This window comes from Luteimonas notoginsengisoli, from assembly GCF_042648885.1.
Lineage (GTDB): Bacteria > Pseudomonadota > Gammaproteobacteria > Xanthomonadales > Xanthomonadaceae > Luteimonas > Luteimonas notoginsengisoli.
The window spans coordinates 89059-112932 of the sequence record NZ_JBHRYF010000012.1 but is presented as its reverse complement, the minus strand read 5'-3'; the positions used below and the strand labels follow the sequence as shown (position 1 = coordinate 112932).

Below are 23874 nucleotides of genomic sequence, written 5' to 3'. Positions count from 1 at the left end.
TCCGTCCTCTCTGGGTGACGGACTCTACCTAGCTTCGGCTGGTACGGCTCAGTGGGGGCAGGTCACCCCTGCGAAGGCAGGGGAGGGTTGGGGAGGGGTGTCTTCAGGATCAATCGGAACCGTGACCACCCCCTCCCAACCTCCCCCTGCCTTCGCAGGGGGAGGGACCAGAGCAAGAGCTCGCGGCTGAAGCCGCTCCTACGAAAGCTGCTTTTCCAGCCGCCACACCGCAGTATGCAGCGCGGTCACCCCCTCGGCCGCGAAGCCGGGTTCGGCATCGAGGATGTCACGGCGCTCGATGCACGCCACCTGCCAGTCGCGGTCGTACAGGCGATGCACTTCATCGGCGTCGACCGGAAACGGCGGGCCGGCCTTCTCGTGCGGCGGATAGTCCAGGGTGATCAACAGTTCGCGGCAGCCTGCGGGCAAACGCGCATGCAGCTCGCCGATGTAGGCGTCGCGCATCGGCCGCGGCAGGGCGATCAGGGCGGCGCGATCGTAGACCGCGCTGCACCCGGACAGCGTCTCGGCATCCAGCGCGAACGCATCGCCGCAGATGATCTCGATCGCGCCGGCGACGAAGTGCGTGCCCAATAGGGATTCGTGGATCGCCGGCACCAGGCCGTGTTCCGCCATGAACTGCTCGATCGCGATCCGCGACAGCTCCACGCCGAGCACGCGGTGCCCGCGTGCCGCCAGCCACGCCATGTCCAGCGTCTTTCCGCACAGGGGTACGAACACGCGGCTGCCTTCGTTTAACCCAAGCGACGGCCAGTGCTGCTCGAGCAGCGGCATCACCCGGTCGCGATGGAAGCCGATGCGCCCTTGTTCCCAACGCTGGTGCCAGAACGATGCGTCCATCAGCGCACCGCGGGTGCGTCGGGCTTGCGTGACACGCAGCGCGGCACCGGCCATTTCCCGGCCGGTTGCGGACCCGCGCGTCGCGCCGACCGGCTAGCGTTCGACATGCAGTCCCTCTACCTTCTGCCAGCCACGCGGCAGCAGTCCGCCGCGGCTGGCGCGTGCGCCCATGTACGGGTCCAGTTCCTTGAACGACAGTGACATCGTGCGCGCGCCCGATCTCACCGAAAGCGTGCCGCCGGGCGACACCACGGCGATGGCCACCACGTGCTCGGTGCCGCGCTTGGCCTTGGGGATCTCGATGATCTTGTTGCCCTTGCCCTTGTCGAGTTCCGGCAGCTCGGCGACCGGGAACGCCAGCAGGTGGCCGGCACTGGTCACCGCGACGATGCGGTCGTGCTTGGCGTCCGCCACCTGGGCGGGCTGCACGACGTGCGAGCCGGCGCCGAGCGACAGCATCGCCTTGCCCGCCTTCTGCCGCCCGGTGAGGTTCTCGAAACGGGTGACGAAGCCGTAACCGTGCGACGAGGCAAGCACGAAGCGGGTGTCGTTGTCGCCCGTCGCCAGCGCCTGGAACGAAGCGCCCGCGGCGGGCGAGAAGCGCCCGGTCAGCGGCTCGCCGTTGCCGCGCGCCGATGGCAGTGTGTGCACGAGCGTCGAGTAGCTGCGCCCGTTGGAATCCAGGAACGCCACCTGCTGCGTGCTGCGCCCGCGCACCGCGCCGAGCAGGCCGTCGCCATCGCGATACGACAGCGCGGCGGCGTCGACGTCATGGCCCTTGGCCGCTCGCACCCAGCCTTTCTCGCTCAGGACGATCGTCATCGGCTCGCTGGCGACCAGCTCGGTTTCGGCCAGCGCCTGCGCCGCGCCGCGCGCGACCAGTGGCGAGCGGCGGGCGTCGCCGAACTTCTTCGCGTCGGCCAGCAGTTCGTCCTTGATCAGCTTGCGCAGTTTGGCCTTCGAACCCAGGGTGGAGATCAGCCGGTCGCGCTCGGCGTCCAGCTCGTCCTGCTCGCCGCGGATCTTCATTTCCTCGAGCCGCGCCAGCTGCCTGAGCCTGGTTTCGAGGATGTATTCGGCCTGGTCGTCGGTCAATCCGAAACGCGCGATCAGCGCCGGCTTCGGCTCGTCCTCGCTGCGGATGATGCGGATGACCTCGTCCAAGTTGAGGAACGCGACCAGCAGGCCCTCGAGCAGGTGCAGGCGGCGCTCGACCTTCTCCAGCCGGTGGTTGAGGCGCCGGGTCACGGTGTCGGCGCGGAAGGTGAGCCATTCGGCGAGGATCGCCTTGAGGTTCTTGACCTGCGGGCGGCCGTCCAGGCCGATGATGTTGAGGTTGACCCGGTAGCTCTTCTCGAGATCCGTGGTGGCGAACAGGTGGCCCATCAGCTGCTCGGCGTCGACCCGGTTGCTGCGCGGGATCAGCACCACGCGCACGGCGTTGGCGTGGTCCGACTCGTCGCGGATATCCTCCAGCCACGGCAGCTTCTTGGCGCGCATCTGCGCGGCGATCTGCTCGATCACCTTCGACGGCGAGACCTGGTAGGGCAGCGCGGTGATGACGATGTTGGCCCCTTCCTTCGAGAACGTGGCGCGCGCGCGGATGCTGCCGGTGCCGGTCTCGTACATCGCCAGCAGGTCGGCGGCCGGGGTGATGACCTCGGCGGTGGTCGGGTAATCGGGGCCGCGCACGTGCTCGCACAGGTCGCGCACGGTGGCGTCCGGGTCGTCGAGCAGGCGCACGCAGGCGCTGACGATTTCGCCCAGGTTGTGCGGCGGCACGTCGGTGGCCATGCCCACGGCGATGCCTGTGGTGCCGTTGAGCAGCAGGTGCGGCAGGCGCGCCGGCATCCAGGTGGGCTCTTCCAGCGTGCCGTCGAAGTTGGGCGCCCAGTCGACCGTGCCCTGTGCGAGTTCGCCCAGCAGCACTTCGGCGATCGGGGTGAGCTTGGATTCGGTGTAGCGCATCGCCGCAAACGACTTGGGATCGTCCTGCGAACCGAAGTTGCCCTGGCCGTCGATCAGCGGATAGCGATAGGAGAACGGCTGCGCCATCAGCACCATCGCCTCGTAGCAGGCCGAATCGCCGTGCGGGTGGTACTTGCCGATGACATCGCCCACCGTGCGCGCCGACTTCTTCGGCTTGGCCCCGGCCGCCAGCCCGAGCTCGCTCATTGCGTAGATGATCCGCCGCTGCACCGGCTTGAGCCCGTCGCCGATGAAGGGCAGGGCGCGGTCGAGCACCACGTACATCGAATAGTCGAGATACGCGCGCTCGGCATATTCGCGCAGCGGGATCTGCTCGAAACCGTGGAAGGTGGGGCGGACGAGTTCGGTCATTGCGGGGCGGAAACCTGGATCGGAAGCGACCCCGCCAATTCTACCGGCCGCGCCGGGATTCGGACGGCCTGGCTGCTGCAGGGCAGGTTCACAGCCCCATCGTCGGTGCCTGCGTTTCCCGTCGCGGCGCCTGGTCGCGCTGCTGCTGCATCTGTTGATCTTCGAGATGCTGGTTCAAGATCTCGAGTTGCCGGTTCGATCCCGCAATCGGGGTTTGCGCCGCAGCTTCGGTTTTCATCAGCGCGCGCGTGTGCGCGGGGTTGTCCAGCCTGCCCTGCACGATGAAGATGTTCTCGCCCGGCCTGACCCGGCCGCCGGTACTGGATCCACTCAGGACGACGTGGTCGACCCGCTCCAGCCCCTTCTCATTTGCCAGGACCAGGAGGCTGTGGCTCATGCGCTCGCTCTTCTCGTCGAACTCCCGTCGGTACTTGTGGTCGAGTTCACGCACTTGACCCCGGATTTGCTGCAGCAGCGCGTGGTCGGGGTGGGTGGCGAACGACGGGTCATGCTTTGGACCGTCCAGTTCGTCTCGAAACCGCTCATAGGGGTTGCGCGAGTCCAGGGGCGGCATTGGCGAACCCAAGCCCGGAAACGCATCCCTGTGCATCGCCCGCCGCTCCTGGATCACTTCGTTGCGCAACCGGATGGTTTCGACATTACTGTCGAATGTGCCGACGAGCTTCGTGGCAGCGAAGCCAGCGGTCAGTGCCCCGCTTATCAGGGAAGCCGGCGGCATGTGCCCGACCTGGCGCACCGTCAGCGCCGCCGCGCAGATATCCGTGCGGTAGGCGTCGTAGCCGGCCTTGTTGGCTTCGTAGAGCGCGATGTTCTCGGGACGAACGATTGAATCCTGGCCGTAGAATTGCGCCATGCCGTGTGTCTTGTCTGGGCTCAGTTCTGCCACGTCTCGCAGGAACTGCCCGACGCCTTGCGTCTGCGGCGGCGTTCCATCACGTAGCAGCAAGGCGACGTCTTGTTCGGTGGCGTAGACGCGCACACTGCCGAAATGCTGGCCGGCGGCGGATACCATGTCGGTCGCACGGACATGATTCACGACCTGATTGCCGCCCGAAGGCGTGTCATGCAGCCCCGCTGCGCCGTAGGCGTTGAACGTCTCGCCATGCAGCCCGTATTCGGTGGCCGTCATCTGTGCCAGCGTACCGCCCAGCGAATGACCTGTGACGGTGACCGGGACCCGGTTACCTGCAAGCCCGCCATGCCGCGCCAACTCCAGTGCAAGCTCGACCGTTTCTCGCGCGCCGTTCAGTTGCTGGTTGAGCTTGACCAGCACCATCTGGCCATCGGTGATGGCCAGATCACGAACCTTGTCGGTCTCGAACTCGGTGCCACGATGGGCGACTACGAGTTCGTTCGTGACCTTGTTGCGATAGATCACGCCGTGGTAGCCGGAGGGCTTGTCAATGATTCGATAAACTTCAAATGGCGTTCCAGAGACGTCGTCCTTTACCCGCTTGGGTTGGTAGGAGTCGTGTGCCAGGTGTGCGTAGCTTTCAGTAAAAATCGCCATGATTTCAATCCTTTGAGGCTTCGATGCTGACCATGTAAAGCTGTTCCATGACTTGCGCAGCAGGCTTCATGTCCATGCGAAAGCATGGGTCCACAGTGCCACCTGAGTCGGGGCGTCGGCATAGATTGATCTGGGTGCCTTGCGCGACGACAAGATCGTGCGGGATGTCAGCGGATTGCTCTATACCTTGTGTTTCGATGAACGCCTTGGCCGAGGTGAAATTCCAATGGCATTCGCCGAGTCCGTAGTAGTTTTCCGGTAAAAGTGCATCTGCGAAGAAGTGGCCGACGAACGTTGTTGCTGTTTCTTGTTCGAACATCAAAGGAACTCGAAACGTCGAGTCTGGCTTGATGCCGGCAATGCGGTCCACGAATGGCATGCAGTCGGTATTGGTGATGAAGAACTGAACCTGCCCACGGACTTCAACCGATGCCGGGGGGTCCTCGATCGTCAAGGTGATCTCATACCGCTGCTGCGGCGAAGGATTCAACCGGACTTCCGGTGGATCCACGCCGGGACTGCAGGAGACGGCGGATAGGGCGGTCAGCGCGGCCAGCATGCAGGCGGACAGGGGCTGCGGACGGCGCTGCGCCAGGATGGATCTGCTCCGGATCATCGTGGTCTTCCCTGTGACGACTGGACGATACTAGCGCAATGAAAAAACCCCGCGGCTGCGGGGTTTTTTCATGCGATGTTGCCGCAACTCAGCGGTGAAGTTCGCCCGCCGCCTCCGGCTGGTACTTGATCGACAGCACGCGCAGGTTGATGTGGCGGTTGCCGGACATCGGCCAGTCGATGCTCTGTCCGACGCGCAGGCCGAGCAGGGCGCTGCCGACCGGGGCGAGGATCGAGACGCGGCCGGGCTCGCCATTGGCGTCGCGGGGATAGACCAAGGTCAGCTCGCGCTCCTCGCCGCTGTTCTCGTCGAGGAAGCGGGCGGTCGAGTTCATGCTGATCACGTCGCCCGGCATCTGCGCCGGCTCGACCACCTCGGCCCGCGTGATTTCGGCTTCTAGCGCCGCCGTATCGACACCGCGCTCGTTGGCGCCTTCGATCATCGCTTCGATGCGGTCGTAGTCCAGCCGCGACATGACGATGGACGGGCGCGGGGATGCGGGTGTTGCCATGGCGGAACTCCAAAGCGTGATGGGACGAGACGCCGTAACGCGTCGCCCGCGGTCAGGTGGGATGGTTTCGACGTTAGCCCCGAAGCACGCGGGCAGCAAGCAGGCGCGCCGGGCGCCCCGCACGACCGGCCGCTGCGGGGCGCTGACGCGAAAAACCCCCGCAAGCGGGGGTTTTCTACAACCTGGTGCCCGGGAGAGGACTCGAACCTCCACGGAGTTGCCCCCGCTAGCACCTGAAGCTAGTGCGTCTACCAATTCCGCCACCCGGGCGGGTGCAGGCCGCGTATGTTGCGGTGCAAGGCGGGGCTTGTCAACGCCCCCGCAGACGAAGCCGACGCGGGGGGCCGTGTAACATCCGCCCGATGACGAAAACTCCCAGCAAGCGCGGCGGTGGCCGCGGCAAGACCGGCGCCGGAAGCGGCAAGTCCGAAACCAATCGAGACGGCCAGAAGGTGACCAGGCCGGCAGGGGGAAAGAAGCTGCCGGGCTGGATGCCCGAGGTGGCTTCGACGCGCCCCGGCGGCGGCGACAAGCCTGCGCGACGCGGCAGGTCCGGGCCTTCCGCGAACCAGGGTGGCGGAACGCAAGCCGGTGGCGGCCGCGGCGGGATCCACGATCCGCACGCCGCGCGCGAAGCGGGGCGTTACGAGAACCCGATCGCCAGCCGCGAGGCGATCCTGCAGTTGCTGGTCGACGCCGACGGACCGCAGTCGGCCGAATCGATGGCCGAACAACTGCAGTTGACCGAACCCGACCGCTTCGACGCGCTGGGCAAGCGCCTGGCGGCGATGGTGCGAGATGGCCAGCTGTTGCAGAACCGCCGCGGCGGCTACGTGCCGGCCGAGCGGCTGGACCTGATTCCCGGCACCGTGATCGCGAACCCCGACGGCTTCGGCTTCCTGCGCCCGGACTCCGGCGTCGGCGACGATCTGTTCCTGCCGCCGTTCGAGATGCGCAAGGTGATGCACGGCGACCGCGTGCTGGCGTCGGTCACCGGGATGGACCGGCGCGGCCGCCGCGAAGGCGCGATCGTCGAAGTGCTGGAGCGGCGCCTGAACCGCCTGATCGGCCGCTTCGAGATGGAGTCCGGGATCAGCTTCGTGGTGCCGGACGACGCCCGGGTGCAGCGCAACATCCAGATTCCCTCCGACGCGCGGCTCGATGCCAAGCCCGGCCAGCTGGTGGTCTGCGAGATCGTGCAGCCGCCCACTTCGCATCGCCCGCCGATCGGCCGCGTGCTGGCCGTGCTGGGCGACAAGCTGACCGCGTCGCTGGCGGTGGAGGCCGCGATCCACGGCCACGAGATCCCGCACGAGTTCCCGCCCGAAGTGCTGTCGCAGGCCGCGGCGGTGCCGGTGGACGTCGAGGCGGTGGACGCTGCCAAGCGCGTCGACCTGCGCGCGTTGCCGCTGGTGACCATCGATGGCGAGGACGCCAAGGATTTCGACGACGCCGTCTACTGCGAACCCAACCGGGGCGGCTTCCGCCTGGTGGTGGCGATCGCCGACGTCTCGCATTACGTGCGGCCCGGTACCCCGCTCGACGACGAGGCACAGAAGCGCGCCACGTCGGTCTACTTCCCGGGCTTCGTGGTCCCGATGCTGCCCGAGACGCTGTCCAGCGGCATCTGCTCGCTGAAGCCGAAGGTCGACCGCCTGTGCTTCGTCTGCGACATGCAGGTCGACCGCAACGGGCAGGTGAGCGAATCGACGTTCTACGAAGCGGTGATGAACTCGCACCAGCGCCTGACTTACACCCAGGTGTGGAACGCGGTCGGCGAAGGCGTGCCGGAAGAGGATCGCGCGCAAGCCCGCGCCTTCGTCGGCGCGCAGATGCCGCAGGTCGAGCGCCTGCACCAGCTCTACCGCGTGCTCGACAAGGCGCGCCGCCAGCGCGGGGCGATCGACTTCGAGACCTCCGAGGTGCGCTTCGTGCTTGGACCGCAGGGCGAGGTGACCCAGGCCGGCATGATCCAGCGCAACGACGCGCACAAGCTGATCGAGGAATGCATGATCGCGGCCAACGTGCAGGCCGCGAGATACCTGCTCTCCGCCGGAATCCCGGCGCCGTATCGCGACCACGACAAGCCGCCGGAGGCCAAGTACGCCGACCTGCTGGAATTCCTCAAGGAATTCCAGCTGCGCATGCCGTCCTGGGGGAAGGTGCGGCCGACGGATTTCCGCAAGCTGCTGGAAACCATCCGCGACCGTCCCGACGCCGCGCTGCTCGAATCGGTGGTGCTGCGAAGCCAGAGCCTGGCGGTGTACGCGCCGGACAACATCGGCCACTTCGGCCTCGCGCTGGAGGCCTACGCACACTTCACCTCGCCGATCCGTCGCTACCCCGACCTGCTGGTCCACCGCGCCATCAAGCACGCGCTGGCAGGCGGCAACGCCGACCGCTATCTGTACTCGCACAGCGCCATGGCGGCGCTGTCGCTGCAGTGCTCGGAGCGCTCGCGCCGGGCCGACGAAGCCCAGCGGGAAGTCGACGACCGCTACCGCGCGGCGTGGATGGAGCAGCACGTGGGCAGCGAGTTCGACGGCGTGATCAGCGGCGTCACCAGCTTCGGCCTGTTCGTCGAGCTGGACGAGTCGAAGGTCAACGGCCTGGTCCACGTCACCCAGCTGCCGAACGACTATTACCACTTCGACCCGATCCGCAAGACGCTCAGCGGTGAGCGGGCCGGGCGTCAGTTCCGTCTCGGCGATCGGGTTCGCATCGTCGTCCTCAAGGCCAGCCTGGAGGAGCGCAAGATCGATTTCCGGCTGGTGTGGGAGGACAGCCATGACGACGGCGGCGCAAAGCCCGTGCAACCGCGTGGGCAGCCCGCGAAACGGTCCAAGAAGAAGTACTGACGATGGGCGCTTCGACGAGCGCTGGAACAGCGTCGCTGATCCGGCGCTTGCGGCCGGTTGCGTTGGGGATCAGCGAGGTGGTCCTGTTCGCTTTTTCGCTCGCGATTGCGATTCCGCCTGTTCCGTCAGATGCCGGCGATGTCTATCCCGTGACATCGGCGATGTGGATGGGAGGACTGGCTTTCGCCGGCTTCCTGGTGCTGTCGCGCAGGAAACCGTGGGTCGCTGTGTGCCTGCTGCCGGTGTACCTGGTTTTCGTTTGGGAGTTCACGCGCGTGTTTTTATCTAGTGTGGTTGCGGGTTTCGCGTCTGCGCCTGATGGATGGATGAGATGAGCAAGGAAAACCAGTGGATCGTCGGCATCAACGCCGTGGCCGCGGCCGTCGAGCATGACGCGGGCAACGTGCGCGAGGTGCTGCTCGAGGCCGGGGCGAAGAATCCGCGCATCGGCGAGATCGAGACCGATGCGCGTCGCAAGGACATCGAGGTGCGCCGGGTCGTCGCGAGTGCGCTCGACGGGGTTGCCGGCGGCCTGCGCCACCAGGGTGCGGTCGCGCGCTACGCCGCGGCGAAGACCTGGGACGAGGACGCATTGCCCGGACTGATCGAGGCCGGGCAGGGCAAGGCGCTGCTGCTGGTGCTCGACGGCGTGCAGGATCCGCATAACCTCGGCGCCTGCCTGCGCAGCGCGGCGGCGGCCGGGGCGACGGCAGTGGTGATCCCGAGGGACAAGGCGGTGCAGGTCAACGCCACCGTGCGCAAGACCTCGGCCGGTGCAGCGGACAGCGTGCCGGTGGTGCGCGTGACCAACCTGTCGCGCACCCTGCGCGAGTTGCAGAAGCTCGGCGTGTGGATCTACGGCCTGGCCGGAGACGCCACCGGTTCGTTGTATGCCATCGACCTGCGCGGCAACGTCGCGCTGGTGCTGGGTGGAGAAGCCGACGGCCTGCGTCGGCTGACACGCGAGCAGTGCGACCAGCTGGTCACGATCCCGATGCCCGGCGACACCGCGCAGGGCGTGGAAAGCCTCAACGTGTCCGTGGCGGCAGGCGTGACGTTGTTCGAGGCGGTGCGCCAGCGGCTGGGCTGATCGCCCAGAACCTCCCTTGCCCTTGCAGGAGCGGCTTCAGCCACGATCTTTCGCGAGAATGCCGGCCTGACTGATGGAGCGGAATCTTGTGGGAGCGGTTTAACCGCGAGCTTCCGACCGCACCGCATGCCCGGCGAGTGCTCGCGGCTGAAGCCGCTCCTACGGATTCGTGGGCTGCCTGGCGGGTACGTTGCCGGGTCCCATCGCGCGCGGCCAGGCATTGGCGATCCTGCAGAACACCTGCGCGGTGCGCTCGGCGTCGTACACGGCCGAGTGCGCGTCCTCGCTGCTCCACTGCAGGCCCGCCGCCTGTACCGCGCGCGCGAGCACTGTCTGGCCATAGGCCACCCCGGCGAGGCTGACCGTGTCGAACACGCTGAAGGGATGGAAGGGATTGCGCTTGTGGGCAACGCGCGCGACGGCCGCGTTGAGGAAATTGAGGTCGAAGTGGGCGTTGTGGCCGACCAGGATCGCGCGCTGGCATTCGTGCCGGCGCACGGCCTCGCGTACCGCGGCGAAAACGTGGTCGAGCGCTTCGCGTTCGGGCTTGGCCAGGCGGAACGGATGGTCGAGGTCGATGCCGGTGATCGCCAGCGACTTCGGATCGATCTCGGTTCCCGGCGCGGGCACCAGGTGGGCGCTGGCCACTTCGCCCAGCGTGAGGTCGCCGGCGTCGTCGATTTCGATCGGAATTGCCGCGATCTCGAGCAGCGCATGCCGGTTCCAGTCGAAGCCGCCGGTTTCCACGTCGACCACCACTGGCAGGTAGCCCCGGAAACGTTGCGACATCTTGAGGAAGGCGGGTGCGGGCGGGGGCGTGTCGGTGTCGGCTTGCGTCATCGGGCCAGCCTAGCAGACGGCTGGTTCGGCACGCCGTGCGATGCGCGCCTTTGCACGTAGGGATCGCTCGTCGGCGTGCGGCCCGCGCGTGGAAGATTGCGGCAAAAGCCGCTCCGCCCAGGACTCCGGCGGCCGCATTAGAGGCCATAAGCAGCCCGGATGGCGCAGCCTGGAGCACTGGCCGCGTGATCGGCGAATCCGCCAGGCACGCAGAGGCTACGCGCGCGTGCCGAGAATCGTGCCTTCGCGGTGCAATCGAGCCAGCATCTCGGCGCCATCGCGGACGAATGCGTCCGTGTCGTCCGCGCCGGCCTCCGCCGCGAGCGCAAGCAGCTGCTCGCGACCCGACATTCCGGGGGACTCGTCCAGCCGCTGCAGCAGCCGGAACGCCAGCGCGCCGAGGGTGTGGAAAGTCACCTCGCCATCGGGCTCGCGCCGCAGCAGGAGCAGGGTCGGCGCGTCCGGCTTGTCCACCGGCAGGTAGCCCGGGCCGATGCGGTGCACCGGCCACGCATAGGCCAGCGGCCAGGCCAGCGGCGACGGCAGCGGACGCCCCGCAAGCAGGGCTTCGGATGTACTCGGCCCGTTAGCGGCGTGCGCGACATACGGGATGTCGTCGCGCGTAGCCTCGGCGATCTGCAGCGCGAGCTCGACCCATTCGTAATGCGCCAGCTCGCACAGCCATGGCATCGCCGGATCGGCTTCGCGCGTGTCGAGGTAGCGCAGGAATTCGCGCGCCAGTTCGGTGAACAGCGGCGTACGGCTGCCGTGGTCGCGGTAGAACGCGTGCACCAGCGCGCGCCAGGCCACGTCGCCATGGATGCGCCGCAGCACCGGGAAGTTGCCGCCCAGCAGGCTGGAAACGTTGTTGAAGAACAGCTCGCGATAGATGTCCAGTCGCCGCTGTTCGATGCCGGGCGGCGGCGGGGCGGCGCCCGGTTCGCGGATCCAGTTCGCCAGCGCGTCGAGCTGCATGCGCAGGTCGCTGCCGGTGGACGGCTCAGGCGACATGGCGCCCCGCCCGGTCGGCCTCGGCGAGGTGGCGGCGCACGGTGGAAAGTTCGTCGATCAGCTCCGCGAACGGCGGGAAGTTGAAATCGCGCTCCAGCAGCGTCGGCCGCCGGCCGTGGCAGCGATAGGCTTCGGCCAGCAGCGCCCACACCGGGTCGGACACCGCGGCGCCGTGGGTGTCGATCTTCAGGTCCGGCGCCTCGTCGCGGTGGCCGGCGACGTGGATGTAGCGGATGCGCGCGGAGGGCAGGGCGCGCAGGAAGCCCGCGGCGTCGTAGCCGTGGTTGGTGGCGTTGACGACGATGTTGTTGACGTCGAGCAGCAGATCGCAATCGGCTTCGGCGAGGACGGCATTGACGAAGTCGATCTCGGCCATCGCCTGGAACGGGGCGGCGTAATAGGAAATGTTCTCCACCGCGATGCGCCGGCCCAGGACATCCTGCGCCCGGCGGATGCGCGCGGCGACGTGGGCGACCGCCTCGCCGGTGAAGGGCAGCGGCAGCAGGTCGTAGAGCTGGCCGTGGCTGTCGCCGCAGGCGCTCAGGTGCTCGCTGTAGATCGCGATGTCGTGCGCGTCGAGGAAGCGGCGCAGCTTGTGCAGGAAGGTGTCGTCGAGTTCGGCCGGGCCGCCGAGCGACAGCGACAGGCCGTGGCAGACCAGCGGCTGGCGCCCGGCGAGCGCGGCGAACGCGTCGCCGAGCGCGCCGCCTACGCCCATCCAGTTCTCCGGCGCGGCCTCGAGGAAATCGAACGTGCCGACCGGCGCGGCCTGCAGCGACCCCAGCAGGGATCGCCGCAGACCCAGGCCGACGCCGTCGTCCTTCAGCGCCACGGGCGTGTGCGCGTCAGTGGTGCGAAGCGCAGGCGCACGGATTGCGGCAGGGCGCCGGGATTACATCCCGCCGCACTTGCCCTCGCCGCACTTGCCTTCCATGCCGGCCTTGTGGTCGGCACCCGCGTCGCCGGCTTTCTTGTCGGAGCCGCAGCGGCCTTCGTGGTGCGCCTTGCTTTCGTCGGTATCCACGAAGCCGTCCTTGTTGGTGTCGATCTTTTCGAACATGCCGGCGTGGGCGGCGTCGAACTCGGCGCGCGAGACCTTGCCATCCTTGTCCGAATCCATCGCGGCCGCGCCGCACTTGCCTTCCTTCATCTTGTCCGCGCCGCACGAGCCTTCCTTCGCCTTCTCGGCGGGGGCGGCTTCCTGGGCGCCGAGCAGGTAGCCCTGGGCGAGCGGGGTGGAGGCGAACGCGGAGCCGGACAGCATCAGTCCGCCGGCGAGGGTAGCGCCAATGGCGAGGGCGACGGGTTTCCTGTTCTGGGACATGGCTTCTCTCCTGGATGCGGGCGGGGCCCGGCGGGAGATCCGATGTTACCCCCTGGCGCCGGTCCTGGATTCGCCGGATCTGGCGCTCGTCTGGCCGCCCGTGGTCCATCCGGCGCGGGGTCCGGCGCCCTAGGTGGCGGTGTTGGTTTCGTCGCGCTTCTCGCGGGGGGCCATCGGCGCGTCGGCGTTGACCTGGAACCAGATGTTCTCGGCGACGTTGGTGGCGTGGTCGCCGATGCGTTCGAGGTTCTTGGCCATGAACAGCAGGTGGGTGCAGGGCGTGATCGCGCGCGCATCTTCCATCATGTAGGTCAGCAGTTCGCGGAACAGCCCGGTGTACTCGGCATCGAGCTCCGCGTCGCGGGCGCGCACGCGCTGCGCGGCATCGGCGTCGTTGTCGCGATAGGCCTCCAGCACCGCGCGCACCTGACGCACCGCCAGCGTGCCCAGCGCATGCAGGCCCCGGGTGTGGGGCAGGGGAGGCGACATGTTCAGCGCCTTGGACCGCTTGGCCACGTTGGCCGCGTAGTCGCCGATGCGCTCGATGTCCGAGGCGATGCGCAGGGTGGCGAGGATCTCGCGCAGGTCGCGCGCCATCGGCCCGCGCAGCGCCAGGGTCATGGCATCGTGGCTGATCGCGGTTTCCAGCGCGTCGATCGCCTCGTCGTTGGCGATGATGCGGTCGGCGGCCCGGTCGTCGCGGCGCTCCACCACGTCCAGCGCGGCCTCCAGCTGCGCAGCGGCCATCTCGCCCATGCGCAGGATCTCGCCGATGACGCGGTGGCGTTCTTCGTCGTGGCTTCTGACGATGTGGTCGTGGGGCTGGGTGGTCATGGTGTGTCCTGAATCGCGTTTCGTTCGATGGGATGTCGCTGCCATCCCTGGCGGGGGAGCGCGGGCGCCGGATCGCCCGGCCCCGCCATCCATGGCCGGGCGTTCGGGATGCATCGGACGCCTTGACGGCGTCCGATGAGCGCATCCCTCACCCAAACCGCCCGGTGATGTAATCCTCGGTCTGCCGCTTCGAGGGATTGGAGAAGATCGTCTCCGTCGGCCCGTGTTCGACTAGGTCGCCCAGGTACATGAAGGCGGTGAAATCGGACACGCGCGCGGCCTGCTGCATGTTGTGGGTGACGATGGCGATGGTGTAGTCGACCTTGAGTTCCTCGACCAGCTGTTCGATGCGGCTCGTGGAGATGGGGTCCAGCGCCGAGGTCGGTTCGTCGAGCAGCAGCACGTCGGGCCTGAGCGCCACCGCGCGGGCGATGCACAAGCGCTGCTGCTGGCCGCCCGACAGGCCCAGCGCGCTTTGTCCCAGCTTGTCCTTGACCTCGTCCCACAGCGCGGCCTGGCGCAGCGCCTGCTCGACGCGCACCTGCATCTCCGCCTTCGACACTTTCTCGTGATGGCGGATGGCGTAGGCCACGTTTTCGAAGATCGTCATCGGGAACGGCACCGGCTTCTGGAACACCATGCCGACCTTGCTGCGCAGCCTGTTCATGGGATATTTCGGCGACAGGATGTCCTCGCCGTCGAGCAGCACCTGGCCGCTGGCGACCAGCTTCGGATACAGCGCGTAGATGCGGTTGAAGATGCGCAGGAGCGTGGACTTGCCGCAGCCCGATGGGCCGATCAGCGCGGTGACGCGCTTCTCCGGGATCTCCAGGTCGATGTCCTTGAGAGCGTGGAACTTGTCGTAATGGAAATTCAGGCCGCGCGCGGCGATCTTGACCGCAGCCGCCGCGCCTGCCGCGCGGGTGGTCGTGGCGACGGCGATCCGCGGCGACGCGTCGACGGCTGCGTGGTGGTCGTTCATGGCGGGAGTCCGGGAAGGGGAAGTGAACATGGCGGCCTCAGTCGTTGGCGATGCGCTTGCGCAGCAGCAGCGCACGCGCGCCCAGGCTGACCAGCAGCACGAACACCGTCAGCACCAGCGCGCCGGCCCAGGCGAGCTGCTGCCAGGATTCGTAAGGGCTGCCCGCGTACTGGTACATCACCACCGGAACGCTGGCCATCGGCTGCATGACATTGGCGTTCCAGTACTGGTTGCCGAAGGCGGTGAACAGCAGTGGCGCGGTCTCGCCGGAAATGCGTGCCAGCGCCAGCAGGATGCCGGTGACGATGCCGGCCGAGGCGCTGCGGTACAGCACCTGCATGATCACCTTCCACTGCGGCACGCCGAGCGACAGCGCCGCCTCGCGCATCTGCACCGGCACCAGGCGCAGCATCTCGTCGGTCGTGCGCACCACCACAGGCAGCACGATGAACGCCAGCGAGATCGCGCCGGCCAGGGCCGAGAAGTTGCCGCCGGTCTGCATCACCACCAGGGTATAGACGAACAGGCCCAGCACGATGGACGGCGCCGAGAGCAGGATGTCGTTGACGAAACGCACCACGGTGCCGGCCTTGCGCGCGTTGCCGTACTCGGCCAGCCACGTGCCGGCAGCCACGCCCAGCGGCGTGCCCATGGCGATGGCCAGCCCGCACATCACCGCGCTGCCGAAGAAGGCGTTGAGCAGGCCACCTTCTTCCATCGGCGGCGGCGTCATCTGCGTGAACAGCGCGGGGTTGATGCCGCCGATGGCCTTGGTCACCAGCGTCCACAGGATCCAGACCAGGAAGGCCAGGCCAAACACCGCGGCCACGCAGGCGAGCGCCAGCGCCGCCCGGTTGACGAGCTTGCGGCGGCTGTAGAGCCGGTCGACGACGGCGAATTCGCGGGAGGCGGCATTCATCAGTTGCCCTCCCGCCGCGCCAACTGCGCCAGCATCAGTCGCGCCAGCGCCAACACCACGAAAGTGACGATGAACAGCACGAAGCCGAGCAGCAGCAGCGCCGAGCGGTAGGTGTCGGTGGCCTCGCCGAAATCGTTGGCGATGAGCGCGGCGATGGTGGTGCCCGGTTCCAGCAGCGAGGGCGTCAGCCGCACCGAGTTGCCGACGACGAATGCGACCGCCATCGTTTCGCCGAGCGCACGCCCCAGGCCCAGGAAGATGCCGCCGATCACCGCCGAACGCGTGTACGGCAGCACGATGTCCCAGCTCACTTCCCAGCGCGTGGAACCCAGCGCGTAGGCCGACTCCTTCAGCCGCGTCGGCACGGTCAGGAACACCTCGCGCATCACCGAGGTGACAAACGGGATCACCATGATCGCGAGCACGAAGCCCGCGGTGAGGATGCCGATGCCCAGCGGCGGGCCCTGGAACACGACGCCGACGAAGGGCAGCGTGCCGAGGTGGTCGTTGATCCACGGCGTGACGTACCGGGTCATCATCGGCACCAGCACGAACAGTCCCCACATGCCGTAGATGATCGACGGGATGCCGGCGAGCAGTTCGATCGCGGTGCCGACGGGGCCGCGCAGCCAGCGCGGCGCGACTTCGGTGAGGAACAACGCGATGCCGAAACTGACCGGCACGCCGATCAGCATCGCGATGATGGCGGTGACGACGGTGCCGTAGATCGGCGCCAGCGCGCCGTACTTGTTCTCGACCGGGTTCCATTCGGCCGAAAGGAAGAAGCCCAGGCCTTCGTGCGCCAGCACCTCGCGCCCGCCCCAGAGCATCGACAGCGCCGCGCCGGCCAATGCGACCAGCACGAACACCACTGCCGCAGTCAGCGCGTGGCGGAACAGCTTGTCGTTGCGGACGTCACGCACGTCGCGCCCAGTGGGCGCGACGGCGGTGGAGAGGATGGATGCGTTCATCGGGTGGCCGGCGACGCGTGCTTAATTGGCGAACTCGGCCGACCAGTAAGCCTCGATCTGCTGCACGAGCTCCGGCGGCAGGGCCACGTAGTCGAGCGCTTCGGCCTGCTTCTGGCCGTTCTCGAAGGCCCACTTGAAGAACGCCATCGCATTCGCCGAACGCTGCGCGTCCTTGGGCTGCTTGTACATCAGGATGAAGTTGGTGGCGGTGATCGGCCAGGCCTGGTCGCCGGGTGCGTTGGTGATGACCAGGTTGAAGTCCCTGGCGTTCTTCCAGTCGGCGCCCGCCGCGGCGGCCTGGAATGTCGCGGCGTTGGGCTGCACCCAGTTGCCGGCGGCATTCTGCATCGACAGGTAGGTCATCGTGTTCTGCAGCGCGTACGCCAGTTCGATGTAGCCGATCGAACCCTTGATCTGCTGCACGTAGGAGGCCACGCCTTCGTTGCCTTTGCCGCCGACGCCATCGGTCCACTGCACCGACTTGCCTTCGCCGACCTTCGACTTCCACTCGGGATTGACCTTGGACAGGTAGTTGGTGAAGTTGAAGGTGGTGCCCGAACCGTCGGAACGGTGCACGAGGTTGATCTTCAGGTCGGGCAGGGCGACGCCGGGGTTGAGCGCGGCGATCGCGGGGTCGTTCCACTTGGCGACCTTGCCCAGGTAGATGTCGCCGAGCACGGCGCCGGTGACGCGCAGCTTGCCGGGCGCGAAGCCTTCCAGGTTGACCACCGGAACCACGCCGCCGATCGCCGACGGGAACTGGCCGAGGCCGGTTTCAGCCAGTTCTTCGCTCGAAAGCGGTGCGTCGGACGAGCCGAAATCGACCGTGCCGGCCTTGATCTGTGCGATGCCACCGCCGGAGCCGATCGACTGGTAGTTGACCTTGTTGCCGGTCGCCTTGTTGTAGTCCGAAGACCACTTCGAAATCAGCGGGTAGATGAAGGTCGCGCCGGCGCCGGTGATGTTGGCCGCCACCTTGTCGCCGCTGTCAGCGGGGGCGCTGGTGTCCGCGCTGCCCGGCTCGGATGCGGCGCCGTTCTGCGGCGCGCCGGAGGGCTGGCAGGCGGCGACGAACAGCAGGGTGGACAGCGCGAGCGCGGTGGTGCGAAAGATCGACGTTTTCATGTGGGCTCCGGGAAGGGCGCTGTCGCGCCTGCTGGGGATGCGCACATGAAATGATGTTTTTGTTACACCTCCATGACAGCAAGTCCGCGATGCGCCTTGGCATGGCCTGGGGCCGCACCCGGGGTTGGCGCGTGTGGGTCCATCTGTGGTCCGGCGCGTGGGGTTGGCGTGATTTGCGCCGATTGGGCGTGCTCGCTGATTCGAAGTGCTTGCGGTGGAGCGATCCCGCCGCGCGCGACGCGGGGGAATGCCAGCTTGTTCTGAGGCGGCCATCAGGATCGGGATATGGGAGACGGCACAGTCGGCAGGCCTTCGGGACGAATGTCCTCCGGCATCCGCTTTGCGGCGAATGCCTCCCCCTTGATTTCGTCCCGAAGGCCTGCCGGCTGCCCCTGACTCGTATCGCAGGTTGCGGATGCGTCGCTCCGCTATTCGCTGGGGTCGACCACCGCGCTACTCACGGGAGGTTGGCGCATCCGGCGCCTCCAGGGACTGAAATCCCGCGGCGATCGCGGCGGGTCGTTGCCCGGCGAAGAACCGAAAAAAACGGGCCCGAAGGCCCGCGCAAGGAGAGTAACCAGATTGAATTGACCCGGGCCAGGCGGCCGTCCGTCGTATCGTTTGACGCCTTGCCTCAATACGCCATGTTCTGCGACCAGTACGCCTCGATCTGCTGGACCAGTTCGTCCGGCAGCGGCACGTAGTCGAGCGCCTTGGCCTGGGCGTCGCCGTTGGCGTAGACCCACTTGAAGAACTCCTTCGCGTTCTTGGCGGTGGCCGCGTTCCTGGGCTGCTTGTACATGAGGATGAAGTTGGTGGCGGTGATCGGCCATGCGTTCTCGCCCGGTGCGTTGGTCATCACCAGGTGGAAATCCTTGGCGCTGGCCCAGTCGGCGCTGGCGGCGGCCGCGGAGAACGTCTCGTCGCGCGGCTGCACGAAGTTGCCGGCGGCGTTTTTCATGCGGGTGAAAGTGAGCTTGTTCTGCAGTGCGTAGGACAGCTCGACGTAGCCGATGCCCCCGTCGATCTGCTTGACGTACGCGGCCACGCCCTCGTTGCCCTTGCCGCCGATGCCGGTCGGCCACTTGACCGAGGTGCCTTCGCCGATCTTCGACTGCCAATCGGGGCTCACCTTCGACAGGTAGTTGACGAAGTTGAAGGTGGTGCCCGAGCCGTCCGAACGATGCACGACGGTGATCTTCGTATCGGGCAGCGACATGCCGGCGTTGAGCGCAACGATCACCGGATCGTTCCACTTTTTCACCTTGCCGAGGAAGATACCGGCAAGGGTTTCGCCGTCGAGTTTCATCGCACCCGATTCGATGCCCTTGATATGGACCACCGGCACCACGCCGCCGATCACCGACGGGAACTGCGCCAGCCCGAACTTCGCCAGCTCCTCGGGCTTGAGCGGCGCGTCGGAGGAACCGAAGTCCACCGTGCCGGCCTTGATCTGGGCAATGCCGCCGCCGGAGCCGATCGACTGGTAGTTGACCTGCTTGCCAGTGGCCTTGTTGTAGTCCGAAGACCACTTGGTCATGACCGGATAGATGAACGAAGCGCCGGCGCCGGTGACGTCGGCGGCCTGCGCGCCGAAGGCGAGGCCGAACACGACGGTGGCGACGGCTGCGTTGCGGATGGATGACTTGCGCACGGATGACTCCCTGGAGTGGATGCGGGGCGGGTCCTGCCCGCCTGCGGCGCATTGCATAACACCGCGATGACAGTGCGATGGCGCGGAGATGTCGGTTCGATGACGGCGCACGGACCGGATGCGCGAAGAAAAAGGGCGCGGCTTTCGCCGCGCCTTTCGGACGGGGTTCGCATCGCCTGCAGCCGCGAGCCGGGAGGCCCGCGCCCGCGTGCGCTGGACGCTACCAGTAGAACTGTGCGCGCGCCTCGACGATGCTCGGATCGTCGTCCAGTCCCTGGCGTTCGCTGTTGACCTTGACGTAGTTCAGCGCGAACTTGAAGTTGGAGCGCCAGTACCAGTTCACGCCGGCGGTGAGGGTATTCATCTTGCCGCCTTCGACGGCACCGTCGTTGAGGTCGATGGTGTCGTAGCGAAGGCCGAGCTGCCACATGCCGCTGCCGGGCTGGTCGGGCAGGGGCGTGGTGGGCACGCCGCGCTTGTAGCCCCAGGTTTCGCCGGTGATGTTCCACAGGCCCTGGATGTAGCCGGCGGTGCTGGTGTAGTCGCTGTTGGCCAGGCGCTTGATGTCGCTGGTGTAGTACTCGCCCTGCAGCTTGAACGGACCGTGGATCCACAGCCCCTCGACGCTCGTGGTCGCGACGCGGTCGCTGTCGGTCATGGTGCCGGCATCGACCAGGCGCACGGTGGCCAGGTCGGCGTCCGGCCGCGCGCGCACGCGGAAGGTGTCGGCATCGGTGTCGTAGTTCGCGTACGCCAGGCCGAAGTGGACGATGTTGCCCTTGTCGTTGATCGGCGCCCAGGTGCCGCGCAGGCCGTAGCCGCTGCCGTGGGCGAGGTTGCGGGTCAGTTCGCGGCCGAAGTAGCTGGCGTTGATGCTCCAGTTGTTGGTGCCGAAGCCGTAGCCGACGCCGAGCCTGCGCGCGACCGCGTAGGTGTTGGTGGCCATCGACTTGGAAATGAAGTCGTTGTTCTTGGTCGACGACAGCTCCTCCATGCTGTTGGGCTGCTTGAACTGGCCGACCTGCACGTAGTGGCTGCCGTTGCCGCCGAGCTTGTACTTGGCGTTGACGTCGAGGAACTTGTCGGCCTTGGCGTCGTAGCCGATCACCCATTCGTAGTTGCCCGGACCCTTGCCCTTGAGCACGATCTCGGCGCGGCGCAGTTCGAACTCGCTGTCGTCACCGTTGGCGCCGATGCCGTTGAGGTCGGCGAGATCGTTGTCGAACCAGTTGCCGTCGGCCTGGATCAGGCCTTCAAGCGAAACATCGGAGCCGGCGATCGAGTCGATCGCGATTTCGGCATGGGCGGCCGGCGCGGCCAGGGCTGCGAACAGTGCGATGGAAAGCGTCTTGCGGGAGAGGTTCATGGCGTGCCCTGGGGCGTGGAGAGATGCCGCGCAGCGTATGGCGTGAATATTTCGTTGACGTGACAGCTTCGCCATCGGGCGACTACCTGCGCCGGCTGCGCGCGGCCAGTGGCAGGCATGGAAAGCGGGTCGAGTGTTCCCGACGATGACGGTCAGGTGACATCCATTGCATTGCCGGGCGTTTTGTCCGGAAACCGGCACAGGTCGCGGATCACGCAGCGTGGACAGTCCGGCTTGCGTGCCTTGCAGGTGTAGCGGCCATGCAGGATCAACCAGTGGTGCGCATCCTGCCGATATTCGTCCGGCACTACCTTCAGCAGCCGCTCCTCCACCGCCCGCACGTTCGTGCCGCGCGCAAGGCCGGTGCGGTTGGACACGCGGAAGATGTGGGTATCCACGGCGATGGTCGGCTCGCCGAAGGCGGTGTTGAGCACGACGTTGGCCGTCTTGCGGCCGACCCCCGGCAGCGCCTCGAGCGCTTCGCGGGTGCGCGGCACTTCTCCGCCGTGCAGGTCCAGCAACAGCTGCGACATCGCCACCACGTTCGCGGCCTTGGCGTTGTACAGCCCGATGGTCGAGATGTACGGCCTGAGTCCCTGGACGCCCAGCGCCACCAGCTGTGCAGGCGTGTTGGCCACCGGGAACAGCCTGCGCGTCGCCTTGTTGACGCCGACGTCGGTGGCCTGAGCCGACAGGATCACCGCGACCAGCAGCTCGAACGGCGTTGAGTAGGCGAGCTCGGTGGTGGGTTTCGGATCGAGCTCCTTGAGCCGCGCGAACAGCTCGTGGACCTCGGCCGGCGACAGGTTGCGGCCGCGCCGGGCGGGCTTCGGGGCCGGGCTCATGGTTTGCGCGCCACCCTGGCTTTCGCGCGTGCGAGCGCCGCGGCCGCGGCCGGGGGCAGCGCGGGCGTGCGCGCATCGCTGGCAGTCGCTGGAGCGCGTCGGGCCGCGCGTTCGGCGGCACGCCGTTGCAGGCGCGCTTCACGGGCGCGATGGCGGTCGCGCGCGGCCCAGGCATCGCGCAGTCGCCGCTGCGCGGCGGCGATCCGCGCATGCGCATCGGCGAGGTCGCCGTCCCGCGCGCATTCCGGGCAGGTGACGAACGCCATCAGTCCCGATTCGATCGCCGCATCGAGGTCGTCCGCGCGCAGCAGGTCCGCCAGTCGCACGGCGTGCATGGCGCGGCCAGCGTCGCAGGAGGAGCAGGGCGTCATGCCGGGCATCCAGGATCGCGTGGCGGGGCGGACATGCGTGCGCCGTCAGCGGTTGCGGAACTCGGGCTTGCGGCGTTCGAGGAACGCGCGCGTGCCTTCGCGCATGTCGTCGGTCGAGAACACCAGGCCGAACTGCGCGCTTTCGTATTCCAGCGCTTCCTCGATGCCGCACTCGGCGCCGACGTTGACGCAGTCGAGGATGCCGCGCAGCGCCAGCGGCGCCGCGGCGGCCAGCTGTCCAGCCAGTTTCATCGTTTCGGTTTCGAGTTCGGCGGCCGCCACCACGCGGTTGACGATGCCCAGCTGCTGCGCACGCGCCGCGTCGATCGGGGTGCCGGTGAGGCACAGTTCCAGCACCGCCGCGCGCCCGGCCAGCCGCAGCAGCCGCTGGGTGCCGCCGAACCCGGGCACCAGGCCGAGGTTGATTTCAGGCTGCCCCACCTTGGCCGTGTCGGCGGCGATGCGCAGATGGCAGCACATCGCAAGCTCCAGGCCGCCGCCGAGCGCGAAGCCGTTGATCATCGCGACCACCGGCTTGGGCATCTTCTCCACCCGTCGCATCATGCGCTGGCCGCGCAGCGAGAAATCGCGGCCCTGGGCCGGGGTGAGCCCGGCCATTTCGCCGATGTCGGCGCCGGCGACGAAGGCCTTGGGGCCGGCGCCGGTCAGCACCACGGCGCGGATCGCGTCGTCCGCCGCCGCTGCGTCGAACGCGGCGTGCAGTGCGTCTAGGGTGGCGATATTCAGCGCATTCAGTTTTTCGGGACGGTTGATCGTGATCAGGCAGATCGCGCCGTGGTCGGCGATCAGCAGGGGGGAGTCGGTCATTCGGGCGATCTCGTGGGCAAGCGGTCGCCGGCTCGCGGAACTTGCCGGGCCGGCGCGGGTCGGATGGCGGTCGTCAGTGGCGGTTAAGCCCTGCGGCCGTTATCCTACCGCGTCCAAATGGGGCGGCTCGACCGCCCCAATTGCGTGATGGACCCCCAACAAGCCGGACCATCATGACCGGACCCCATACGGACCAATCCTGGAGATCCACCGAATGAAGTTGCGTTTGCTCGCCGCCACCCTCGCGGCTCTGACCCTGGTCGCCGGCACTGCATCGGCCCAGGACACCTCGTCCGAGAAAGGCCAGTTGAGCTATGCGCTCGGTTACGACCTCGGCCGCAACCTGGTCGAAAGCGGCGAAGCCGTCGACGTCAACACCGTGATCAAGGCCGTGCAGGACGGCTACGCGAAGAAGGAGCCGGCCGTTCCGGTCGAACAGCTCCGCACCGCCGTGCAGAACATGCAGAAGCGCCAGATGGCCAAGGCCAAGGCGGAGTTCGACAAGGCTTCGGCCGCCAACAAGGCCAAGAGCGACGCCTTCCTGGCCCAGAACAAGGCCAAGGCCGGCGTGAAGACGCTGCCCAGCGGCGTGCAGTACCGCGTCGTCACCAACGGCACCGGTGCCAAGCCGACCCAGGCCAGCGAAGTGCAGATCAACTACAAGGGCGCGCTGACCACCGGCCAGGCCTTCGTCGACACCTTCAGCCCGCCGCAGGGCCAGAAGGCCGGCCCGGTGACCCTCAAGGTCAGCCAGGTCCCGCTGGTCGGCCTGCGCGAAGCGCTGCTGCAGATGCCCGCCGGCTCGCGCTGGGAAGTGGTGCTGCCGGCCGACAAGGCCTATGGCAACACGCCCGAATCGCCGATCGGCCCGAACCAGGCCGTGGTGTTCGACGTCCAGCTCGTCAGCGTCAAGTGACGCAGTGGCGCGATCGCGCATAGCGCGATCGCCTTTGCCACTGCGTCATCCCCGCGAAGGCGGAAGGCGCTTCACAACAGC

General features: G+C 67.3%; 23 protein-coding genes and 1 tRNA gene. 4 read left to right on the top strand and 20 right to left on the bottom strand.

The genetic code is table 11. The annotated features are described in order from the left end of the window. Window positions 1-198: 198 nt before the first annotated feature. The 6 genes from ACFOM9_RS14320 to ACFOM9_RS14295 all read right to left on the bottom strand — a co-directional run bounded on the left by ACFOM9_RS14320 (window position 199) and on the right by ACFOM9_RS14295 (window position 6129). Window positions 199-861 (bottom strand): thiopurine S-methyltransferase, encoded by a 663-nt coding sequence (locus ACFOM9_RS14320; protein WP_386712275.1) that lies wholly within the window; start codon window positions 859-861, stop codon window positions 199-201. Window positions 862-954: 93 nt separating this feature from the next. After that, on the bottom strand, window positions 955-3201 hold the full coding sequence (parC, locus tag ACFOM9_RS14315) for a DNA topoisomerase IV subunit A (RefSeq protein ID WP_386712272.1): 2247 nt from the start codon (window positions 3199-3201) through the stop codon (window positions 955-957). A gap of 88 nt (window positions 3202-3289) precedes the next feature. Then, the gene (locus ACFOM9_RS14310; RefSeq protein WP_386712269.1) at window positions 3290-4732 is read right to left on the bottom strand and encodes an XVIPCD domain-containing protein; all 1443 of its coding nucleotides are present in this window, start codon (window positions 4730-4732) and stop codon (window positions 3290-3292) included. 4 nt (window positions 4733-4736) lie between these two features. Further along, window positions 4737-5348, bottom strand: coding sequence for a hypothetical protein (locus ACFOM9_RS14305; RefSeq protein ID WP_386712267.1), 612 nt, complete (start codon window positions 5346-5348; stop codon window positions 4737-4739). A gap of 88 nt (window positions 5349-5436) precedes the next feature. After that, window positions 5437-5859, bottom strand: a complete 423-nt coding sequence (gene rnk / locus ACFOM9_RS14300) for a nucleoside diphosphate kinase regulator (protein WP_386712264.1) — start codon at window positions 5857-5859, stop codon at window positions 5437-5439. Window positions 5860-6042: 183 nt separating this feature from the next. After that, window positions 6043-6129, bottom strand: a tRNA-Leu gene (locus ACFOM9_RS14295). A gap of 92 nt (window positions 6130-6221) precedes the next feature. On the opposite strand from ACFOM9_RS14295, the gene rnr reads away from it, so the two are divergent. The 3 genes from rnr to rlmB are packed head-to-tail and all read left to right on the top strand — an operon-like array spanning window position 6222 to window position 9807. Continuing rightward, complete coding sequence (gene rnr / locus ACFOM9_RS14290) at window positions 6222-8717, top strand: ribonuclease R (protein ID WP_386712261.1); 2496 nt, start codon at window positions 6222-6224, stop codon at window positions 8715-8717. 2 nt (window positions 8718-8719) lie between these two features. Next, the gene (locus ACFOM9_RS14285; protein ID WP_386712258.1) at window positions 8720-9052 is read left to right on the top strand and encodes a hypothetical protein; all 333 of its coding nucleotides are present in this window, start codon (window positions 8720-8722) and stop codon (window positions 9050-9052) included. Further along, window positions 9049-9807 carry a 23S rRNA (guanosine(2251)-2'-O)-methyltransferase RlmB gene (gene rlmB, locus ACFOM9_RS14280; RefSeq protein WP_386712255.1) on the top strand — a complete coding sequence of 253 codons (759 nt, stop codon included), beginning with the start codon at window positions 9049-9051 and terminating at the stop codon, window positions 9805-9807. The genes ACFOM9_RS14285 and rlmB overlap by 4 nt, the downstream gene beginning before the upstream one ends. A gap of 159 nt (window positions 9808-9966) precedes the next feature. Here rlmB and rnt read toward each other — a convergent pair whose 3' ends face one another. The 14 genes from rnt to ACFOM9_RS14210 form a co-directional block, all read right to left on the bottom strand. Further along, window positions 9967-10647, bottom strand: coding sequence for a ribonuclease T (gene rnt, locus ACFOM9_RS14275; protein WP_386712252.1), 681 nt, complete (start codon window positions 10645-10647; stop codon window positions 9967-9969). Window positions 10648-10863: 216 nt separating this feature from the next. Further along, complete coding sequence (locus ACFOM9_RS14270) at window positions 10864-11658, bottom strand: HvfC family RiPP maturation protein (RefSeq protein WP_386712249.1); 795 nt, start codon at window positions 11656-11658, stop codon at window positions 10864-10866. Beyond that, entirely contained in the window at window positions 11648-12490 is an 843-nt protein-coding gene (locus ACFOM9_RS14265; protein WP_386712246.1) for an HvfB family MNIO-type RiPP peptide maturase, read from the bottom strand. The genes ACFOM9_RS14270 and ACFOM9_RS14265 overlap by 11 nt, the downstream gene beginning before the upstream one ends. Before the next feature lie 60 nt (window positions 12491-12550). Continuing rightward, window positions 12551-12982: an HvfA family oxazolone/thioamide-modified RiPP metallophore gene (locus ACFOM9_RS14260; protein WP_386712243.1), complete on the bottom strand. Its 432-nt coding sequence runs from the start codon at window positions 12980-12982 to the stop codon at window positions 12551-12553. Between the two features lie 129 nt (window positions 12983-13111). Next, complete coding sequence (gene phoU / locus ACFOM9_RS14255) at window positions 13112-13816, bottom strand: phosphate signaling complex protein PhoU (RefSeq protein ID WP_386712240.1); 705 nt, start codon at window positions 13814-13816, stop codon at window positions 13112-13114. Window positions 13817-13964: 148 nt separating this feature from the next. Then, window positions 13965-14798, bottom strand: coding sequence for a phosphate ABC transporter ATP-binding protein PstB (gene pstB / locus ACFOM9_RS14250; protein WP_386712237.1), 834 nt, complete (start codon window positions 14796-14798; stop codon window positions 13965-13967). A gap of 37 nt (window positions 14799-14835) precedes the next feature. Beyond that, the gene (gene pstA, locus ACFOM9_RS14245) at window positions 14836-15717 is read right to left on the bottom strand and encodes a phosphate ABC transporter permease PstA (protein WP_386712234.1); all 882 of its coding nucleotides are present in this window, start codon (window positions 15715-15717) and stop codon (window positions 14836-14838) included. Further along, on the bottom strand, window positions 15717-16688 hold the full coding sequence (gene pstC / locus ACFOM9_RS14240; protein WP_386712231.1) for a phosphate ABC transporter permease subunit PstC: 972 nt from the start codon (window positions 16686-16688) through the stop codon (window positions 15717-15719). Before pstC ends, pstA begins: the two co-directional genes overlap by 1 nt. A 21-nt stretch (window positions 16689-16709) precedes the next feature. Next, complete coding sequence (gene pstS / locus ACFOM9_RS14235) at window positions 16710-17813, bottom strand: phosphate ABC transporter substrate-binding protein PstS (RefSeq protein ID WP_386712229.1); 1104 nt, start codon at window positions 17811-17813, stop codon at window positions 16710-16712. A gap of 634 nt (window positions 17814-18447) precedes the next feature. Next, on the bottom strand, window positions 18448-19524 hold the full coding sequence (gene pstS / locus ACFOM9_RS14230) for a phosphate ABC transporter substrate-binding protein PstS (RefSeq protein WP_386712226.1): 1077 nt from the start codon (window positions 19522-19524) through the stop codon (window positions 18448-18450). 163 nt (window positions 19525-19687) lie between these two features. Continuing rightward, the gene (locus tag ACFOM9_RS14225) at window positions 19688-20833 is read right to left on the bottom strand and encodes an OprO/OprP family phosphate-selective porin (protein ID WP_386712223.1); all 1146 of its coding nucleotides are present in this window, start codon (window positions 20831-20833) and stop codon (window positions 19688-19690) included. Between the two features lie 152 nt (window positions 20834-20985). Continuing rightward, window positions 20986-21678, bottom strand: a complete 693-nt coding sequence (nth, locus tag ACFOM9_RS14220; RefSeq protein ID WP_386712220.1) for an endonuclease III — start codon at window positions 21676-21678, stop codon at window positions 20986-20988. Next, window positions 21675-22013: a hypothetical protein gene (locus tag ACFOM9_RS14215; protein ID WP_386712289.1), complete on the bottom strand. Its 339-nt coding sequence runs from the start codon at window positions 22011-22013 to the stop codon at window positions 21675-21677. Before ACFOM9_RS14215 ends, nth begins: the two co-directional genes overlap by 4 nt. A gap of 81 nt (window positions 22014-22094) precedes the next feature. Then, complete coding sequence (locus ACFOM9_RS14210; protein ID WP_386712218.1) at window positions 22095-22877, bottom strand: enoyl-CoA hydratase/isomerase family protein; 783 nt, start codon at window positions 22875-22877, stop codon at window positions 22095-22097. 214 nt (window positions 22878-23091) lie between these two features. On the opposite strand from ACFOM9_RS14210, the gene ACFOM9_RS14205 reads away from it, so the two are divergent. Then, on the top strand, window positions 23092-23793 hold the full coding sequence (locus ACFOM9_RS14205; protein WP_386712215.1) for an FKBP-type peptidyl-prolyl cis-trans isomerase N-terminal domain-containing protein: 702 nt from the start codon (window positions 23092-23094) through the stop codon (window positions 23791-23793). Window positions 23794-23874 lie beyond the last annotated feature (81 nt).

What these genes read in the sequence shown, in the direction of transcription:
- ACFOM9_RS14320 (WP_386712275.1), bottom strand. Translation starts at nt 861, where the DNA reads ATGGACGCATCGTTCTGGCACCAGCGTTGGGAACAAGGGCGCATCGGC.
- parC (WP_386712272.1), bottom strand. Translation starts at nt 3,201, where the DNA reads ATGACCGAACTCGTCCGCCCCACCTTCCACGGTTTCGAGCAGATCCCG.
- ACFOM9_RS14310 (WP_386712269.1), bottom strand. Translation starts at nt 4,732, where the DNA reads ATGGCGATTTTTACTGAAAGCTACGCACACCTGGCACACGACTCCTAC.
- ACFOM9_RS14305 (WP_386712267.1), bottom strand. Translation starts at nt 5,348, where the DNA reads ATGATCCGGAGCAGATCCATCCTGGCGCAGCGCCGTCCGCAGCCCCTG.
- rnk (WP_386712264.1), bottom strand. Translation starts at nt 5,859, where the DNA reads ATGGCAACACCCGCATCCCCGCGCCCGTCCATCGTCATGTCGCGGCTG.
- rnr (WP_386712261.1), top strand. Translation starts at nt 6,222, where the DNA reads ATGACGAAAACTCCCAGCAAGCGCGGCGGTGGCCGCGGCAAGACCGGC.
- ACFOM9_RS14285 (WP_386712258.1), top strand. Translation starts at nt 8,720, where the DNA reads ATGGGCGCTTCGACGAGCGCTGGAACAGCGTCGCTGATCCGGCGCTTG.
- rlmB (WP_386712255.1), top strand. Translation starts at nt 9,049, where the DNA reads ATGAGCAAGGAAAACCAGTGGATCGTCGGCATCAACGCCGTGGCCGCG.
- rnt (WP_386712252.1), bottom strand. Translation starts at nt 10,647, where the DNA reads ATGACGCAAGCCGACACCGACACGCCCCCGCCCGCACCCGCCTTCCTC.
- ACFOM9_RS14270 (WP_386712249.1), bottom strand. Translation starts at nt 11,658, where the DNA reads ATGTCGCCTGAGCCGTCCACCGGCAGCGACCTGCGCATGCAGCTCGAC.
- ACFOM9_RS14260 (WP_386712243.1), bottom strand. Translation starts at nt 12,982, where the DNA reads ATGTCCCAGAACAGGAAACCCGTCGCCCTCGCCATTGGCGCTACCCTC.
- phoU (WP_386712240.1), bottom strand. Translation starts at nt 13,816, where the DNA reads ATGACCACCCAGCCCCACGACCACATCGTCAGAAGCCACGACGAAGAA.
- pstB (WP_386712237.1), bottom strand. Translation starts at nt 14,798, where the DNA reads ATGAACGACCACCACGCAGCCGTCGACGCGTCGCCGCGGATCGCCGTC.
- pstA (WP_386712234.1), bottom strand. Translation starts at nt 15,717, where the DNA reads ATGAATGCCGCCTCCCGCGAATTCGCCGTCGTCGACCGGCTCTACAGC.
- pstC (WP_386712231.1), bottom strand. Translation starts at nt 16,688, where the DNA reads ATGAACGCATCCATCCTCTCCACCGCCGTCGCGCCCACTGGGCGCGAC.
- pstS (WP_386712229.1), bottom strand. Translation starts at nt 17,813, where the DNA reads ATGAAAACGTCGATCTTTCGCACCACCGCGCTCGCGCTGTCCACCCTG.
- pstS (WP_386712226.1), bottom strand. Translation starts at nt 19,524, where the DNA reads ATGCAATGCGCCGCAGGCGGGCAGGACCCGCCCCGCATCCACTCCAGG.
- ACFOM9_RS14225 (WP_386712223.1), bottom strand. Translation starts at nt 20,833, where the DNA reads ATGAACCTCTCCCGCAAGACGCTTTCCATCGCACTGTTCGCAGCCCTG.
- nth (WP_386712220.1), bottom strand. Translation starts at nt 21,678, where the DNA reads ATGAGCCCGGCCCCGAAGCCCGCCCGGCGCGGCCGCAACCTGTCGCCG.
- ACFOM9_RS14215 (WP_386712289.1), bottom strand. Translation starts at nt 22,013, where the DNA reads ATGCACGCCGTGCGACTGGCGGACCTGCTGCGCGCGGACGACCTCGAT.
- ACFOM9_RS14210 (WP_386712218.1), bottom strand. Translation starts at nt 22,877, where the DNA reads ATGACCGACTCCCCCCTGCTGATCGCCGACCACGGCGCGATCTGCCTG.
- ACFOM9_RS14205 (WP_386712215.1), top strand. Translation starts at nt 23,092, where the DNA reads ATGAAGTTGCGTTTGCTCGCCGCCACCCTCGCGGCTCTGACCCTGGTC.